Genomic DNA, 15,900 nt, shown 5'->3' on the forward strand with positions numbered 1-15,900 from the left:
GCGTCTATCGCGGCAGCGCATAGGCGATCACGTAGTCGCCGGGCTTGGTGCCGACCGAACCGTGTCCGCCGGCCACCATCACCACGAACTGTCGGCCGTCGTCGACCGCATAGGTCATCGGCGTCGCCTGGCCGCCGGCCGGCAGCCGCGCCTTCCAGAGCTCGCGGCCGTTGGTGAGGTTGTAGGCGCGCAGATAGTTGTCGACGGCAGCGCCAAGGAACGCCACGCCACCCTTGGTGATCATCGGCCCGCCGATGCCGGGCACCCCGACCTTGAAGGGCAGCGGCAGCGGCGTCATGTCATAGACCGTGCCGTTGCGTTGCTTGTAGGCGATCTGCCCGGTGCGCAGGTCGACGCCCGCGACATACCCCCAGGACGGCGCCTGACAGGGGATCTGCAGCGGCCCGAGGAACGGACCCATGTAGACGCCGTAAGGTGCGCCGTCATTGCGGTTGAGGCCCTGTTCGCTGCCCTTCTGATCCTGTGCCTTCGGCGGGATATCCGCACGCGGCACCAGCCTTGAGGTGAAGGCGAGATAGGTCGGCATGCCGAACATCACCTGCCGTTCCGGATCGACCGCCACGCTGCCCCAGTTGAATGTGCCGAAATTGCCCGGATAGATGATCGAGCCCTTCAGCGACGGCGGCGTGTAGCGGCCGAGATAATTGTACTGATGATACCAGATGCGGCAGACCATCTGGTCGAACATGGTGACGCCCCACATGTCGCGTTCTTCGAGCGGTCTCGGCTTGAAGGACAAGGCTGAGGTGGGCTGCGTCGGCGCAGTACGATCTTCCGGGATCGCACCTCCCGGTGCCGGTTCCTCGGTGATCGGGATGATCGGCTCGCCGCTGCGGCGGTCGAGCACGTATATGTCGCCCTGCTTGGTCGGGCCGACGAGAGCCGGCACGACCGTATTGTCCGGCCTCGAGATGTTGAGGAGGACCGGCTGGGCAGGCACGTCCATGTCCCAAAGATCGTGATGCACCGTCTGGCGCACCCAGCGGTCGGCACCGGTATTGAGATCGAGCGCGACGATCGAGGAGGAATATTTCTCCACGCTCTCGCTGCGGCCCATGCCGAGCTGATCCGGCACCTGGTTGCCGAGCGGCACATAGACAAGCCCCAACTCCTCGTCGACGCTGAACACCGACCAGCTATTGGGCGAATTGGTCGTGTAGGTCTGACCCGGCGGCAGCGGCTGGGTCTGGCTCGGATTGCCCGAATCCCAGTTCCAGATCAGCTGTCCCGTATTGACGTCGAAGGCGCGGATCACGCCGGATTGCGACTGGGTGGAATAGTTGTCGTTGACCGCACCACCGATGATGATCTTGTTGCCGGCGATCGCTGGCGGAGAGGTCGAATAATAGTAGCCGGCTGGATTGTACCGCATGCCGCTGGTGAGCTGCAGCGTTCCGTTGTCGGCAAAGGAGGTGCAGACCTGGCCGTACGCTGCATCGAGGGCGATCAACCGCGCATCCGAGGTCGGCAGATAGACCCGTTCCGCACACGGGCTGCCGGCAGCGGCGGCGGCGTCCTTGTAATAACTGACGCCGCGGCAGGTCTGGTGCTGGCGATCCGGGTTCATGCCGGAATTAGGGTCGTATTTCCACTTCTCCTTGCCGGTCGTCGCATCGAGCGCGATGGCAAGATTGTGCGGTGTGCAGAGATAGAGCGAATTGCCGACTTTGAGCGGCGTCACCTGATAGGTGGTCTCGCCCACATCGTCCGGCCGTTTCACGTCCCCGGTCTGGTAGCGCCAGACTTCCGTGAGCTTGGCGACGTTGTCGACCTTGATCTGGTCGAGCGGCGAATAACGCTGCCCATAGGGCGTCCGTCCATACTGATGCCATTCGCCGGGCGGCACGTTGCCGCCCATAGGCGGAGCGGCAGCGACCGACTGTTGCGGCAGCTCGCCGCTCCGGTCGAGCGGATCGAGGAACATCGAAACTATGGCGACGACGATCGCGATCATCAGCGAAATACCGAGCGGCAGTGCACTGGCGCCGTAGCGCATGCCGGTCGGGCTCGAAAAGCCGAGCGGGGTGCGAACCCAGGGTGTCAGGAGCCAGAGACCGAGGAGGATGATCAGCCCGCCACGCGGGCCGAGCTGCCACCAGTCGAGCCCGACCTCCCAGATCGCCCAGGCGAGCGAAGCGAGCACGACAACTGCATAGACCCTGAGCGCCATGGCATTCCGGAGGAAAAGCAGGATGGCGGTCACCACGAAGCCAAGACCGCAGATAATGTAATAGGCGCTGCCTCCGAGCAGTACCAGTTGTCCGCCGCCGACGGCCAACGCCAAACCGATCAAAATAAAAACGATCGCGGTAATCCTGATAGCCATGTTCAAAATCCTGCCAAACTTGAAAATCTCGAGCGAAAAACGTTGCCAAACCAGACGAGCCTTCAACCCAACCTTTGTGCAAAAGTTCCAACCCATATTCGCGCCATGCAAATTTAAAGGAACAGTCAGACGGGCGAGCCGGTTCTAAACCGTCTACAAGGAGTGCGAACATGCTGACATCGCGCAAAGGCCCAGCCTTCGAGACATCGGGCGCGGAGGGCGAAAAACTGCCGGACGTTGAGCAGGATGCGGAAAGCTGCACGCGTTGCGACCTCTATAGGAACGCCACCCATCTCGTGTTCGGAGAGGGGCCGCCCAAGGCCAAGGTGCTCTTTGTCGGCGAGCAGCCGGGAGACAAGGAGGATCAGGCGGGTAAGCCGTTCGTCGGGCCGGCGGGAAAGCTCCTCGATCGCTGTCTGGAGGAAGCCGGCGTCGAACGCGATATCTGCTACGTCACCAATGCGGTGAAGCATTTCAAGTTCACCCCACGCGGCAAGCGCCGCATCCATGCCAAACCCAATACCGGCGAGGTCCAGGCCTGCGCCTGGTGGCTGGCAGCGGAGCTGCGCCTGGTCAAACCGAAACTTGCCGTAGCGCTCGGCGCGACAGCGCTTTATGCCTTGCTGGGAAGGCAGGCGAAAGTGACCCGTGATCGCGGCACGATGTTGAGATCGCCGGACGGCCTGCCGGTACTGGTGACCATCCATCCTTCGGCACTGCTGAGGACGCTGGATCAGCCGGACGCGGAGCTCAACCGGGCCCGCTTCGTCGAAGACTTGAAGAAGATCGCAGAATTTCTGGAGTGACTATGACTTACGAACTTTATTACTGGGACGGCCTTCAGGGCCGCGGCGAATTCGTGCGGCTGGCGCTGGAAGAGGCTGGAGCCGACTATGTGGACGTAGCCCGCGGCGAACGCGGCACTGCGAAAATGATGGATTATATGCACGGCAAGCACGGTTACGACATGCCGTTCGCACCGCCCTTTCTCAAGGATGGCGACCTGGTCGTCTCACACGTCGCCAACATCCTCAATTACCTCGGGCCGAAGCTGAATCTGGTGCCGAAAGACGAGAAATCCCGCCTCTTCGCCCACGGCCTCCAGCTGACGGTCACCGATTTCCTCGCGGAAGTGCATGATACGCACCACCCGATCAGCACCGCCGACTACTACGAGGATCAGAGGCAGGAGGCCAAGGCGCGTTCCAAGGCCTTCCTGAAACACCGGGTGCCGAAATTCATCGGCTATTTCGACCGTATCATCGCCGCAAACCCTACCAAGAGCGGCCATGCGGTGGGCGACACCCTGACTTACGCCGACCTGTCGCTCTTCCAGCTCGCCAAAGGTCTCGCCTATGCCTTCCCGCGTGCGATGAAAAATTTCGATAATGATTATCCCCATGTCGCCAAACTACGCGACGCGGTCGCCCAACGTCCGAATATCGAGGCCTATCTAAGGTCGAAACGCCGGCTCGCGTTCAATGAGTCGGGCATATTCCGGCATTACCCGGACCTTGACCAGGATCCGGCCTGATCTGCTAGATGAATGCGAAAACCGGGGCGATCGTCACAAGAACGATCGCCGCCGCGATCAAAGTGAACTTCACGGCGACCTCCAAAGCATAAAAGCTGCCGGATGAGGCAGCTCAGTTCGTTTCTTCTCCCAATTCCTGCAGAATTTGATGCCGTGCCCGGTTGAGGCGGCTTTTCACCGTGCCCACCGCACAATCGCATATCTCCGCCGTCGCCTCGTAACTTTCGCCCAGGATCGCCACCAGCGTCAGCACTTCGCGATAATGCGGAGGCAATTTCTGGAGCGCCCGCTGGACTTCCTGCGCCCGAGCAGCAACCTCCTGGCTCGCTGCGACCGGCGTATCGCCGGAAATGTTCTCCTCGATCCCCGGCGCCTCTCGGCCAAGTACCTTGGCCCGCGAATAAAAGGTGTTGCGCATGATGGTGAAAAGCCAGCTTTTCAACTTGGTGCCCGGCTCGAACTTGTCGAGATTGGCGAGCGCCTTCATCAACGTCTCCTGCACCAGGTCGTCTGCATCGCTGGGATTGCGGCAGAAAGTACGGGCAAATGCGCGGAGAGCCGGGATAAGCCTTACTATGTCTGCACGTGCAGGATCACCATTCAACTGTGATTCAGACACCGTTGCCTACCTCTCCGAAGTCTTCATGGCTGGAATGACGGGGGCAAACGCACGCCTCGCGTATTTGGTTCCGCCAAGATGGACGCCCTGTTCATCTTCCTGACGAAAACCGCGCACCACTCAAGGGAACAAACGGGCCGGCAGGCCTGTTGATAGGACTTTCACGGAGTTCTGCCGGGAGTTCGGAATGGCACCGCGTGCAAACTGGAAAGGCTATCTGAAGGTCGGCGAACTAAGCTGCCCGGTGGCGCTTTATACCGCCGCCTCGACATCCGACCGTGTCAGCTTTCACATCATCAATCGGGAGACGGGCAACCGCGTCCACCGCCAGATGGTCGATGCCGACACCGGCAGGCAGGTCGAAAGCGAAGACATCGTCAAAGGCTACGAAGTTTCAAGCGGCCAATATGTCTTCCTTGAGCCCGACGAGGTGAAGGCCGCAGTACCCGAGAGCGACAAGACGCTGGAGATCGAAACCTTCATTCCCTGCGACGGCGTCGACACCATCTTCATTGATCGACCCTATTACCTGGCGCCGGCCGACAAACCGGCCGCGGAAGTCTTCGAGCTGATCCGCAAGGGGCTGAAGGAGAAGAACGTCGCTGCACTCGCCCGCACCGTGCTCTTCCGGCGGCTGCGGACACTGCTGATCCGCCCCAGCGAAAAAGGCCTGATCGCCAGCACACTGAACTACGACTACGAGGTCCGGCCGGCGAAGGAAATCTTTTCCGATATCAAGAGCTTCAAGATCGAGGGCGAGATGCTCGATCTCGCCGAACACATCATCGACACCAAACGCGGCGAGTTCGACCCGAGCGAGTTCGACGACCGCTATGAGGCAGCACTTGCCGAGCTGATCAAGGCGAAGATCGAGGGCCGCAAGCTCAGGAAGCAGCCGAAGCCGGAACCGAAGAAGGTTTCCAGCCTGCTCGATGCGCTGCGCCAGAGCGCCGGTGGCGGCAAGAAGACCCCGCTGAAGAAGTCAGCCAAGAAAACCGTACCTCGTAAGACTGCCGCCCCGCAGAGAAAGGCGAGCTGATCATGGCGCTCGAAACCTATAATCAGAAGCGGAATTTCAAGGTGTCCCCGGAGCCTCAAGGAAAAGTCTCCGGCGGTCGCAAGGCCAAGGCATCTGACAACAGTTTCGTGATCCAGAAACACGACGCCACCCGGCTGCATTACGATTTCCGGCTGGAAATGGACGGTGTGCTGAAAAGCTGGGCCGTGACCCGAGGCCCGAGTTTCGTCCCCGGCGAAAAGCGGCTGGCAGTGCATGTGGAAGACCATCCGCTCGATTACGGCGGTTTCGAAGGCATGATCCCGAAAGGCAATTACGGCGCCGGCGCCGTGCTGCTCTGGGATCGCGGCACCTGGGACCCGATCGGCGATCCGCACAAGGGTTATAAGAAAGGCCATATGGAATTCGAGTTGAAGGGCGAGAAGCTGGAGGGCCGCTGGCACCTGATCCGCATGGCCCGCAGAGAGGGCGAAAAACGCGAGAACTGGCTGCTGGTGAAAGGCGAGGACGAATTCGCCCGCGCAGAGGGCGACAAGGACATTCTCGACGAAATGCCGTTTTCGGTAAAGTCAGGCAAGACACTGGACGAAATCTGGAGCCGCAAGGCGCCGGCGGGAAAGAGTACGGCCAAACCGAAGACGAAGACGAAATCCGATCGCGGACCGGAAAAATCCGACATTGCCGCCTCGAAGATCAAGGGCGCCAGGAAAGCCGAACTCCCGGATTTCGTCGAACCGCAGCTTGCGACCCTGGTGAAGAGCGCACCCTCCGGCAAACGCTGGGTCCACGAGATCAAGCTCGACGGTTATCGCCTGCAGGCCCGTATCGAAAATGGCAAGGTAAAGCTGTTGACGCGCACCGGGCTCGATTGGACGCATAAGTTCGGAGACGAGATCATCGCGGAATTCGGAAAGCTTAGCCCGGCCGATGCGATTATCGATGGGGAAGTAGCGGTCGAGGCCGGTTCCGGCGCCACCGATTTCTCCCTGCTCCAGCAGGACCTGAGCGAAGGCCGGGACGACCGGTTCACCTTCTACGCATTCGACCTGTTGCATCTCGACGGTTACGACCTGACCGGCGCGACGCTTCTGAAGCGCAAGGAGGCGCTGGAAACACTGCTAACCGGCAGCGGCCCGGCCTTGCGCTTCAGCGAGCATTTTAGCGACGAAGGCGGTCTGGTCCTGAAACATGCCTGCCGGCTGAGCCTCGAAGGCATCATTTCCAAGATATCGGATGCGCCCTATCGCCCTGGCCGCGGCCGCGACTGGGTGAAGTCGAAATGTTCGGCTCGACAGGAATTCGTGATCGCCGGATTTGTCCCCTCCTCCGTTTCGAGGACGGCGATCGGATCGCTGGTCATGGGATATTACGACAAGGGAAAACTGCGGCATGCCGGTCGCGTCGGCACCGGTTATTCGAATGCCATGGCGCAATCGCTCTTCAAGCGCCTCCAGGAGATCCAGACTGGCGAAAGCCCGTTTGACGAAAAGCTCGCAGCGGTGGAAAAGAAGGACGTCGTTTTCGTGCGGCCCGAACTGGTGGCGGAAGTGGAGTTTCGCGGCTGGACGGCGGATGCGCATATCCGTCACGCGGCCTTCCGGGGCCTGCGCGAAGACAAGGATCCGAAGGATATCGTCCGGGAGGGCGGGCCTGTGAACGCAGCGGAAGAACCGAAGCCGCCGAAACGGACAATCAATCTTACCCATCCGGACCGGGTCTACTGGCCAGATGCCGGTGTGACCAAGGCCGGGCTTGCGGATTATTACACCGAAGTCTGGCGGCTGATGGCGCCCTTCGTCGTCAACCGCCCGCTGGCGCTGGTGCGTGGGCCGGATGGGATCGGTAAACCGCTATTCTTCCAGAAACATGGCTGGAAGGGCATGACCAAGAACGCCGTGCTCGTGAAGGACCCCACCGATCCGGCGGAAGAGGATATCACCATCCGCGACCTCGATGGATTGCTCGGCCTCGTCCAAGGGGCAACGCTGGAAATCCACCCCTGGGGCTCGACGCTTGACGACTGGGAAAAGCCGGACATGGTCAATATCGATCTCGACCCGGGAGAAGGCGTCTCCTGGACCGATATCATCGCTGCCGCTCATGAGGTGAAGCGCCGTTTCGAGGACATGGGGCTGGTGGCCTTCGTCAAGACCTCGGGCGGCAAGGGCCTGCATGTCGTCGCACCGGTCAAACCAAAGGCAGAATGGCCGGAGGTGAAGGCGGCGATGAAGGCGCTCGCCGACGGCATGGCCGGCGACGATCCCGCCAAATATGTCTCGACGATCACCAAGTCGAAGCGAAGCGGCAAGATCCTCATCGACTACCTGCGCAACGGGCGCGGCAATACCGCGGTCGCCCCCTATTCCACCCGTGCCCGCCCCGGCGCACCGGTTTCCATGCCGGTCGAGTGGGACGAACTCGGCGGCGCGATCGGCCCCAACTATTTCACGGTCATCAACGCCCCGGCGCGCATCGCCCAGCAGACGAGCGATCCGTGGGGAGATTTTCGCAAGGCGGAAGCCCCGATCGAGTTCAAGGCAAAGAAGAAACGGTAGACGCTGGGATGAGACGCCTCACTTCCTCGGCGCTTTCCGCTCCGCTTCCAGGCTCTTCTTCAGCGCCGCGGTGATATCGATCACATTGCTGCTGCGCTCGGGTCCCTTCTCCTCGACTTTCTTCCTGGATTTCCGGCTCTTCTTGCGCTCGGCGATGATTTCGAGCAGCCGGTCCTGAACCGGGTCGTCCGCCATTGAAGGTTTCCAGGCTTGGGTGCGCTCATCGATGATCTTCTTCATCATCGCCAGATGTTCGGAACCGGCGCTCTCCTTCGGTTTCTCAGCCGCGTATTCGTCAGCGTCTCTGACTTCGTCGCCGTAACGCAAGGTCCAGACGACGATCCCTTTGTCCTTCGGCAACAGCAAAACCGCCCGCTCGCGACGATACATGACAAGCCGGGCAATGCCGCCAGTATTGGTCTTCGCCATAGCCTCCCGGATCACCGCGAAGGCTTCGGCGCTCACCTCGTCGTCGGGCGCCAGATAATGCGGCCGATCATACCAGATCCAGCCGATCGAGTCGGCCGGCACGAAAGTTTCGATATCGATGGTGCGGGTGCTTTCGAGCCCGACATCCTCGATCTCTTCGTCTTCGAGAAGAACGTAATCGTCTTCGCCTTTCGGATACCCTTTGACCTGATCGTCATCCTCGACCGCCTCGCCTGTCTGCACATCGACATACTGGCTGAGGACGCGGTTATTGGTCTTGCGGTTGATATTGTGGAACCGCACCTTGGCGCCTTCGGAGACCGCCGGCGTCATCGTCACCCGACAGGTGACGAGCGAGAGCTTCAGATAACCTTTCCAGAATACGCGCGGGGCCACGACAAAACTCCTTCGTTTGCCCGATAACCCGCGCTGCCTCTGCTTGGTTCCGGAACAAACTTTCGAACCAAACCGTTTGCATGACGAAACAGGCCAAGGAGGCAAACGAGATGAGCACCAGCGGCACCCCGAACCCTGCGCAGAAAGACTCGCACAAAAAAGCCGAGCAGTCGGCTCGCGAGCGCGGCGAAAAGAAGGAGTTGGATGAACAGCTCAACGAGGGCCTGGAAAATACCTTTCCGGCAAGCGATCCGGTGTCGACCACGGTGACGTCGATCCCCTCCGGCACGCCGAAACCGCCCCGGCACTGATCTTTCTGAAAAACTTATGGAACAAATTGGGCGGCTTCCTGGATAGGGAGTCGTCTTATTTCATTTGTCCTCTGTGACTTTTTCGGGATATCCGAAGTTAGCCTTCCTGATGTATGGAAGGCTAATGCAGCGTTATGGCGGGCGCCTATTGTTTCGGCAACGGATGCCGGTAGTGATTACGTCAGAGGTCGGGATGGCGAAACAAGACACTCCGGTTGCGGAACAGGACATCAGGATGGGACGGCGGGTCAGCCGCAAGGTTTCGGTCCTTCTGACCGAGATCGAGAAGGAAGAGGTTCCTGATCGGCTGCTCGACCTGGCGCGAGCGCTGCAGAAGGCACTCAACGAAAAGATCGACGGTCGTACCGACTGATATTCTCGCTCCTGCGAACCTTTGCCCCAAGCATCAGAGCTGGGTGGAAATCAGGTTGTCCGTGCGCACACGGCCGCCAATGACGCACCGCGGCCCATTCGGCGCAAACCGCCCGCTGCTGTCTTCGATCACCGTATAGAGCTTGTCGCTACGGAAGGCGCTCGCCATCTCCGTCGAATTGCCTTCGCTGGGGGAAGCGTCGATTTCCATGAAATCAAGTTCCGCCTGGCTCGCCACGAGGCGCGCATCGCCAGCGGTCTTTGCCCTGACCACCACCTCGCCGTGCGGTGGCGAGTTCTGCCAGTTCGGATCATGTGGCGCAGCAGTCGGCACCAGCCGATAGATCTTCAGCCTGTCCTGCATGTGTCTCTCCCGTCGTAAACATTTTTCTAGTTGACGGTCCAAACGCGTTTCGGGCGTTCCGGTTCCATCAAGTCGCATGGAACTTTTCCGGCAACCGTGGGTTCCTCCGCTGCGGGCGATCATGCCCCTGAAAAGGAGAAAGCCGATGAAGAATGAGCAGCCGAAAGCTGGCCGTCCCGGCGAGACCTCGCAATGGCCTCGATGGGAGGGCCCGGCAGAAAGCCGCCCGAGCGGTTATCTTCAGGGCGAAGCCAATATCTTCGCCGAGGGACCGGAACAGGAAAAGCAGATCGGCAAGGCGCCGAACGGTTACGACCGACCCGACGATCTGATCGCACAGGACGTCAATGAGCACCTGACCCAGGATGCCTTTCTCGACCCGACCAACATGATGGTCTCGGTGGAGAACGGCGAGGTGACGCTGGAGGGATACGTCGCTCAGCTTGCCGACAAAACCCGTGCCGAAGACGTCGTTCTCGACATCGAGGGTGTCGTCGGCTGCCGCAATAATCTTCGAATTGCCCCCGAAAGGCATTGATTTCCGTGGAACCCGCGAGGCGCTCCGCTCGTTAGGTGCCTCGCAATCCCCCCATAAGAACACCCATCAACAAGGAGAGAGACCCATGGCCAGTAAGACCCTCGACGACCTTTTTCATGAAACCCTGAAGGACATCTATTACGCCGAGCGCCAGATCGTGAAAGCGCTGCCGAAGATGGCACGCGGCGCCCAGGATCCGAAGCTGAAGGCAGCATTCGAGAAACACAGGGACGAAACCGAAGGTCAGATCGATCGCCTGAAGCAGGTCTTCGAGATTATCGGCAAGCGGGCCCAGGGCAAGACCTGCCCCGCGATCGACGGCATCATCGAAGAAGGCGAGGAGATCCTTGACGAGTTCAAGGGCACGCCAGCTCTCGACGCCGGGCTGCTCGCCGCAGCGCAAGCCGTCGAACATTACGAGATCAGCCGCTACGGCACCCTGCGTGCCTGGGCCCAGCAGCTCGGTCACCGGGACGCCGTAACGCTTCTCGAACAGACGCTCGCCGAGGAAAGCAAGACCGACGAGGCCCTGACGGCTCTCGCCAAGACCGCGGTGAACACCGCGGCCCAGAAAGCTGCGTGACATTCGCGATCCCATGAGAGGCGCGGCGCCGGCCGCGCCTTTTCATCGACCCGAAAAAAGCCCCGGAGACGATCCGGGGCTTTTCCTCCCTTCCGGCCTTCTCAAGCCGGGAAAGATCGCCTTAGTGCCGACGGGTCCGGGTTCCCTTGCATTGGGGGAACCGGCAACATTTCGCCGTTCAGCGCCTGCCGCCGGAAAATCTCCACCCGCCCGCTTCGGTCGCGTGCCACATGTGCTTTGGCAGCCTCCATGGCGAGCTCATAGGTGTGATAATAGGACGCAGACTGAACGCCGTCGATGACATAGACCCAGCCGGTTGCGTGTGGGACGATATCGCAGTACTTTCCCATTGGATGTGTCTCCTTCCCGGCGGCCATAAGTATATTTGACAGCCAAAAGTTCCGCCTCCGGGGAAGTTTTTTTCAAGTGTTGGCCGCGTCTCGGCCGGGTTGCGATTTTTCGTTTTTACCAGGGAACTTTTCTGCGCCGCACACGTTTCGGCGCTTGGGCGAATGGAGACAAGAATGGCGGAATCCGAAGAAGTCTGGATCAGAAAGCGGGCCTACATTTTGTGGGAAGAAGAAGGCTATCCCTCAGGCAAGGATAGGGAGCATTGGGAGCGGGCCAAGCTGGAATATGCGACGCTCGGGCCGACCGCTTCCAAGAAGCCTGCGGCAGGGTCGCGCGGCAAGTCAGCCGGCAAGTCAGCCATCGCCGCGAAGTCGCCGAAAGCGGCGGCGAAGGCTGCAACTCCGAAACCGGCCGTGAAAACGGCCGCAGCCAAGGCTTCTCCGGCGAAGACAACGTCCAAGGCACCGGCCGTTGCCATGCCGGAAGCCGTCGAACCGGCCAAGAAGCGCTCCAAGAAGGTTCCGGCTGGCGCTTGACGCCGCCCGCCACCCAACTTCATCACTATCGTTATTGGTCGCGGCGACTGACATCATCGCGGCCCCGGACTTATTTACCCTGGAAAAATCGAAATGGCTTTTGCGTCTGAACTTGGCCGTGGCTCCACTCTGTCGGGGAACGTTGGCCAAGGCCGAAACGTTCTTGAGGGTGAGACTGGCAGATGGCTGAGGCACGCATGATGAACGCTTACGTCCCATTCGACGAACCCCGTCGAGATGAGCGGAGCGCAATGGATCAGGGGATCAAGACAGGTTATGGAAAGCGGGGGCTTCCGGGAATGAGGATTCTTTCGGTCACGTCCGAAATCTTTCCTCTTGTGAAGACAGGTGGGCTTGCAGATGTGACAGGTTCCCTGCCCAAGGCACTTGCTCCCCTCGGCATCGAGACGACGTCTCTGATCCCCGGTTATCCGCAGGTCATGCAGCAGCTGAAGAGCGCCATGCCGCTCGTCACATTCGAAAATCTGCTGGGCGAAAAAGCCTCGCTCCTCCACACCCGGGTCGAAGGCCTCAGCCTCTTCGTGCTCGATGCGCCAGCTCTCTACGATCGGCCGGGCGGCCCCTATGTCGACGAAGACGGCATCGACCATCCGGACAACTGGAGGCGTTTCGCCGCACTTTCCCTTGCCGCGGCGGAAATCGCCGATGGAGTGCTCCCCGGATGGGTTCCGGACCTCGTTCACACCCATGACTGGCAGTCGGCGCTGACCTCGGTCTACATGCGCGAGCGCGGCTGCAGGACGCCCGTGGTGCTGACCATCCACAACCTTGCCTTCCAAGGGCAGTATCCTGCTGGCGTACTGATGAGCATCGGCCTGCCGCCGGAGGCCTATTCCATGAACCGCATGGAATATTTCGGCGATATCAGCTTCCTGAAGGGTGGCCTGCAGACAGTCGATGCGATCACCACCGTCAGCCCGACCTATGCGCGCGAAATACTCACGCCACGCTTCGGCATGGGCATGGACGGGGTCCTGAACGCCCGCGTCTCCGACCTGCGCGGCATCGTCAACGGCATCGACCTCGATATCTGGGATCCGTCGACCGACCCGCACCTGCCGCGCAATTACGACGTCGGCACGCTGCGCCGCAAGCGCGAGAACCGCGCCGTTCTGCTCGAAAGATTCGGGCTGGATGCCGGTCGGGAAGGCCCTCTATTTTCCGCCGTCAGTCGGCTGACATGGCAGAAGGGCTTCGACATGTTTGCCGATACGGCGGACGAGATCATTCGCCACGGAGGTCAGGTAATCGTCTTCGGGCAAGGTGATCGGGAAATCGAGCGGGCGCTCGCCGACACCGCCGCGCGTTTTCCGGGCCGGATGGCGGTTCATTTCGGCTATGACGAGCCAACGGCGCATTTGATCCACGGCGGATCGGACGCGATCGTCCAGCCCTCACGCTTTGAACCCTGCGGCCTGACGCAGCTCTATGCGCTTCGCTATGGCTGCGTACCGGTCGTCTCCCGCACCGGCGGGCTCTCCGAGACCATCATAGATGCCAATGACGCGGCGATGTCCGCCCGCGTTGCGACCGGATTTCAGTTCCATCCGGTGACGACCGATGGATTGCGGCTGGCGCTTCGCCGCGCGCTGCACGCCTATGCCGATCCGAAAATGTGGGCGCGCCTGCAGAACCAAGGCATGAAGGCGAAATTCTCCTGGGAACGTAGCGCCCAGCAATATGCTGCCGTTTATGCCAATCTTGTGCTGAAATCCGGACATGTTGTCTCGACAAGCTCGGATATCCGCCGCGCGACGCTTTAAGGTCCCAACCAACCAGCTGACAAAAAGAAACCGGCCTGAGAGCCGGGTTCTTCTTGGCTATGGGAGGAAGTTGAAGCCCTTACGGCCTCCGGAAGAGTGCCAGGCTGCGGCCTTCGAGCTCGAAATCCTTTTCCTTGGTGATCACCAGGCCACGCTTGGAAAGGTCGGAGGTGGTGAGTTCAAGCACCCAGCCGCCCTCGCCGAACTGCGGGATGCGGAAGGGCACATTGCCCTCGAACGGGTTGAAGAGCAGCAGGACGTCGTGCCAGATGCCCTCCTCTTCCCGAAGATCGGTCCGGCCGATATGGAGGCCGAGCGTGGAGCCCTCGTCCCACTGCTCCGGCGTCTGAAAACCGCCGCCGGCGTTGAACCATTTGATGTCCAGGCCGTCGCGCCAGTTTTCCCGACGCAGCAGCGGCTGTTCGCGGCGCAGCCTGATGATCTGGCGGGTGAACTCGCGAAGCTCCTCGCAAGTCTCCGGCAAGTCCTCCCAATGAACCCAGGAGATTTCGCTGTCCTGGCAATAGCCGTTGTTATTGCCCATCTGGCTGCGGCCGAACTCGTCGCCGGCAAGCAGCATCGGCGTGCCGTGCGAGAAAAACAGGGTGGCAAGGAAATTCCGCTTCTGGCGATCGCGCACTGCGGTAATGCCCTCGTCCTCGGTCGGACCCTCGGCGCCATAATTGTAGCTGCGGTTGTCGTTGTGGCCGTCGTTATTGTCCTCGCCATTCGCCTCGTTGTGCTTGTCGTTGTAGGAGACGAGATCGTTCAGGGTGAAACCATCATGGGCGGCGATGAAGTTGACGCTCGCCCACGGGCGCCGGCCGCGCTGGTCGTAGAGATCGCCGGAACCGAGCAGGCGGGCGGCGAAATCCGTCGAGACATTGGTGCCCTTCCAGTACTCGCGCACCGTGTCGCGATACTTGTCGTTCCACTCCGCCCAACCGGGCGGAAAGCCGCCGACCTGATAACCGCCGGGACCGATGTCCCACGGCTCGCCGATCAGCTTCACCCTGGAGAGCACCGGATCCTGACTGATCGCATCGAAGAAACCGCCGCGCTCGTCGAAACCCTCCGGCTCGCGGCCGAGGATCGTACCGAGATCGAAACGGAACCCGTCGACATGCATGCTCTCGGTCCAGTAGCGCAGGGAATCCATGATCAGCTGCAGCACGCGCGGGTGCGAGGTGTTCACCGTGTTCCCGGTGCCGGTGTCGTTGATGTAATAGCGGTGCTGGTCGGGCATGGTCCGGTAGTAGGAGAAGTTGTCGATCCCCTTGAACGCCAGCGTCGGCCCGAGCTCGTTGCCTTCCGCCGTGTGGTTGTAGACCACGTCGAGGATGACCTCGATGCCCGCGTCGTGAAACGACCGCACCATGTCGCGGAACCCCTGGATGCCTCTGGGGCCATAATAACGGGATGCCGGCGCGAAGAAGCCAAGCGTGTTGTAACCCCAGAAATTATGCAGGCCCTTGTCGAGGAGATGCTGATCGTCGGGGAAATAATGGACCGGCATCAGTTCGACCGATGTGATGCCGAGGCTCCTGACATAATCCACCGAGGCCTTGTGCCCTATGCCCTCGAATGTGCCGCGCAGGTCCTTCGGAACGTCAGGGTTCAGCTGGGTGAAGCCCTTCACGTGAGCTTCATAGACGGTCGTTGCCGGCCAAGCGATGTTCGGCCGGTTCTGGTCCTTCCAATCGAATTCGTTCGGATCGATGACCCGGCATTTCGGCATGAACGGCGCACTGTCGCGCTCGTCGAAAGTGAGATCTTTGTCTTCGTGCAAAAGATCGTAGGCGAAATGTGCCTCGTTCCAATCGACCTTGCCGACGAGTTCGCGTGCATAGGGGTCGATCAGCAGCTTGTTCGGATTGAAGCGATGACCGTTTTCCGGATCGTAGGGGCCGTGGACACGGAAGCCGTAGAGGGCGCCCGGCTTCAGTCCCGGCACATAACCGTGCCAGATCTCATGAGTGTATTCCGGGAGCTCCAGCCTGGCGATCTCTATCTTGCCACTTGGGTCGTAGAGACACAGCTCGACGCGCTCCGCATGGGCCGAGAAAATCGCGAAATTGACGCCCTCGCCGTCAAAGTTGGCGCCGAGCTGAAGCCAGGAGCCGGGCTCGATGACAAAATGGTTCGATTTCGTATCCATGTCGC

At 60.6% G+C, this 15,900-nt stretch carries 16 protein-coding genes; 10 read left to right on the forward strand and 6 right to left on the reverse strand.

The window, feature by feature from the left end; genetic code table 11:
• Positions 1 to 4: 4 nt before the first annotated feature.
• The gene (locus MOV61_RS09030; protein ID WP_247136328.1) at positions 5 to 2,347 is read right to left on the reverse strand and encodes a glucose/quinate/shikimate family membrane-bound PQQ-dependent dehydrogenase; all 2,343 of its coding nucleotides are present in this window, start codon (positions 2,345 to 2,347) and stop codon (positions 5 to 7) included.
• Between the two features lie 170 nt (positions 2,348 to 2,517).
• On the opposite strand from MOV61_RS09030, the gene MOV61_RS09035 reads away from it, so the two are divergent.
• Positions 2,518 to 3,153: a UdgX family uracil-DNA binding protein gene (locus MOV61_RS09035; protein ID WP_247136329.1), complete on the forward strand. Its 636-nt coding sequence runs from the start codon at positions 2,518 to 2,520 to the stop codon at positions 3,151 to 3,153.
• Positions 3,154 to 3,155: 2 nt separating this feature from the next.
• On the forward strand, positions 3,156 to 3,881 hold the full coding sequence (locus tag MOV61_RS09040; protein ID WP_247136330.1) for a glutathione S-transferase: 726 nt from the start codon (positions 3,156 to 3,158) through the stop codon (positions 3,879 to 3,881).
• Positions 3,882 to 3,993: 112 nt separating this feature from the next.
• Here MOV61_RS09040 and MOV61_RS09045 read toward each other — a convergent pair whose 3' ends face one another.
• Entirely contained in the window at positions 3,994 to 4,485 is a 492-nt protein-coding gene (locus tag MOV61_RS09045; RefSeq protein ID WP_080719211.1) for a sigma-70 family RNA polymerase sigma factor, read from the reverse strand.
• A 202-nt stretch (positions 4,486 to 4,687) separates the two neighbouring features.
• On the opposite strand from MOV61_RS09045, the gene MOV61_RS09050 reads away from it, so the two are divergent.
• Together MOV61_RS09050 and ligD are read left to right on the forward strand one after the other, a co-directional pair.
• Complete coding sequence (locus MOV61_RS09050; RefSeq protein ID WP_247136331.1) at positions 4,688 to 5,539, forward strand: Ku protein; 852 nt, start codon at positions 4,688 to 4,690, stop codon at positions 5,537 to 5,539.
• Positions 5,540 to 5,541: 2 nt separating this feature from the next.
• The gene (gene ligD / locus MOV61_RS09055) at positions 5,542 to 8,073 is read left to right on the forward strand and encodes a DNA ligase D (protein WP_247136332.1); all 2,532 of its coding nucleotides are present in this window, start codon (positions 5,542 to 5,544) and stop codon (positions 8,071 to 8,073) included.
• Positions 8,074 to 8,091: 18 nt separating this feature from the next.
• On the opposite strand, the gene MOV61_RS09060 is transcribed toward ligD, so the two are convergent.
• Positions 8,092 to 8,898 (reverse strand): Ku protein, encoded by an 807-nt coding sequence (locus MOV61_RS09060; RefSeq protein WP_247136333.1) that lies wholly within the window; start codon positions 8,896 to 8,898, stop codon positions 8,092 to 8,094.
• Positions 8,899 to 9,008: 110 nt separating this feature from the next.
• On the opposite strand from MOV61_RS09060, the gene MOV61_RS09065 reads away from it, so the two are divergent.
• Positions 9,009 to 9,209 (forward strand): hypothetical protein, encoded by a 201-nt coding sequence (locus tag MOV61_RS09065; RefSeq protein ID WP_247136334.1) that lies wholly within the window; start codon positions 9,009 to 9,011, stop codon positions 9,207 to 9,209.
• Between the two features lie 193 nt (positions 9,210 to 9,402).
• Positions 9,403 to 9,582 (forward strand): hypothetical protein, encoded by a 180-nt coding sequence (locus MOV61_RS09070; RefSeq protein ID WP_038545663.1) that lies wholly within the window; start codon positions 9,403 to 9,405, stop codon positions 9,580 to 9,582.
• Between the two features lie 33 nt (positions 9,583 to 9,615).
• Here the strand turns inward: MOV61_RS09070 and MOV61_RS09075 are convergent, their stop codons facing one another.
• Positions 9,616 to 9,945, reverse strand: coding sequence for a hypothetical protein (locus MOV61_RS09075; RefSeq protein WP_038545666.1), 330 nt, complete (start codon positions 9,943 to 9,945; stop codon positions 9,616 to 9,618).
• 145 nt (positions 9,946 to 10,090) lie between these two features.
• On the opposite strand from MOV61_RS09075, the gene MOV61_RS09080 reads away from it, so the two are divergent.
• Both MOV61_RS09080 and MOV61_RS09085 read left to right on the forward strand, forming a co-directional pair.
• A complete protein-coding gene (locus MOV61_RS09080) occupies positions 10,091 to 10,483 on the forward strand; it encodes a BON domain-containing protein (protein ID WP_051899819.1) in 393 nt (130 codons plus the stop codon).
• Between the two features lie 85 nt (positions 10,484 to 10,568).
• The gene (locus MOV61_RS09085) at positions 10,569 to 11,066 is read left to right on the forward strand and encodes a ferritin-like domain-containing protein (RefSeq protein WP_038545669.1); all 498 of its coding nucleotides are present in this window, start codon (positions 10,569 to 10,571) and stop codon (positions 11,064 to 11,066) included.
• A 101-nt stretch (positions 11,067 to 11,167) separates the two neighbouring features.
• Here the strand turns inward: MOV61_RS09085 and MOV61_RS09090 are convergent, their stop codons facing one another.
• Positions 11,168 to 11,416 (reverse strand): hypothetical protein, encoded by a 249-nt coding sequence (locus MOV61_RS09090; protein WP_051899820.1) that lies wholly within the window; start codon positions 11,414 to 11,416, stop codon positions 11,168 to 11,170.
• 174 nt (positions 11,417 to 11,590) lie between these two features.
• Here MOV61_RS09090 and MOV61_RS09095 point away from each other — a divergent pair, with 174 nt between their 5' ends.
• A complete protein-coding gene (locus MOV61_RS09095; protein ID WP_247136335.1) occupies positions 11,591 to 11,953 on the forward strand; it encodes a DUF2934 domain-containing protein in 363 nt (120 codons plus the stop codon).
• A 299-nt stretch (positions 11,954 to 12,252) separates the two neighbouring features.
• Entirely contained in the window at positions 12,253 to 13,737 is a 1,485-nt protein-coding gene (gene glgA, locus MOV61_RS09100; RefSeq protein ID WP_247136336.1) for a glycogen synthase GlgA, read from the forward strand.
• 79 nt (positions 13,738 to 13,816) lie between these two features.
• Here the strand turns inward: glgA and glgX are convergent, their stop codons facing one another.
• Complete coding sequence (gene glgX, locus MOV61_RS09105; protein ID WP_247136337.1) at positions 13,817 to 15,895, reverse strand: glycogen debranching protein GlgX; 2,079 nt, start codon at positions 15,893 to 15,895, stop codon at positions 13,817 to 13,819.
• Positions 15,896 to 15,900 lie beyond the last annotated feature (5 nt).

It is taken from the genome of Neorhizobium sp. BETTINA12A, from assembly GCF_023006485.1.
Taxonomy (GTDB): Bacteria; Pseudomonadota; Alphaproteobacteria; order Rhizobiales; family Rhizobiaceae; genus Neorhizobium.

Coding starts and splice junctions, on each gene's coding strand:
- MOV61_RS09080 (WP_051899819.1), top strand. CDS start 10,091: ATGAAGAATGAGCAGCCGAAAGCTGGCCGTCCCGGCGAGACCTCGCAA.
- MOV61_RS09095 (WP_247136335.1), top strand. CDS start 11,591: ATGGCGGAATCCGAAGAAGTCTGGATCAGAAAGCGGGCCTACATTTTG.
- MOV61_RS09075 (WP_038545666.1), bottom strand. CDS start 9,945: ATGCAGGACAGGCTGAAGATCTATCGGCTGGTGCCGACTGCTGCGCCA.
- glgX (WP_247136337.1), bottom strand. CDS start 15,895: ATGGATACGAAATCGAACCATTTTGTCATCGAGCCCGGCTCCTGGCTT.
- ligD (WP_247136332.1), top strand. CDS start 5,542: ATGGCGCTCGAAACCTATAATCAGAAGCGGAATTTCAAGGTGTCCCCG.
- MOV61_RS09050 (WP_247136331.1), top strand. CDS start 4,688: ATGGCACCGCGTGCAAACTGGAAAGGCTATCTGAAGGTCGGCGAACTA.
- MOV61_RS09035 (WP_247136329.1), top strand. CDS start 2,518: ATGCTGACATCGCGCAAAGGCCCAGCCTTCGAGACATCGGGCGCGGAG.
- MOV61_RS09085 (WP_038545669.1), top strand. CDS start 10,569: ATGGCCAGTAAGACCCTCGACGACCTTTTTCATGAAACCCTGAAGGAC.
- MOV61_RS09030 (WP_247136328.1), bottom strand. CDS start 2,347: ATGGCTATCAGGATTACCGCGATCGTTTTTATTTTGATCGGTTTGGCG.
- glgA (WP_247136336.1), top strand. CDS start 12,253: ATGAGGATTCTTTCGGTCACGTCCGAAATCTTTCCTCTTGTGAAGACA.
- MOV61_RS09040 (WP_247136330.1), top strand. CDS start 3,156: ATGACTTACGAACTTTATTACTGGGACGGCCTTCAGGGCCGCGGCGAA.
- MOV61_RS09090 (WP_051899820.1), bottom strand. CDS start 11,416: ATGGGAAAGTACTGCGATATCGTCCCACACGCAACCGGCTGGGTCTAT.
- MOV61_RS09065 (WP_247136334.1), top strand. CDS start 9,009: ATGAGCACCAGCGGCACCCCGAACCCTGCGCAGAAAGACTCGCACAAA.
- MOV61_RS09070 (WP_038545663.1), top strand. CDS start 9,403: ATGGCGAAACAAGACACTCCGGTTGCGGAACAGGACATCAGGATGGGA.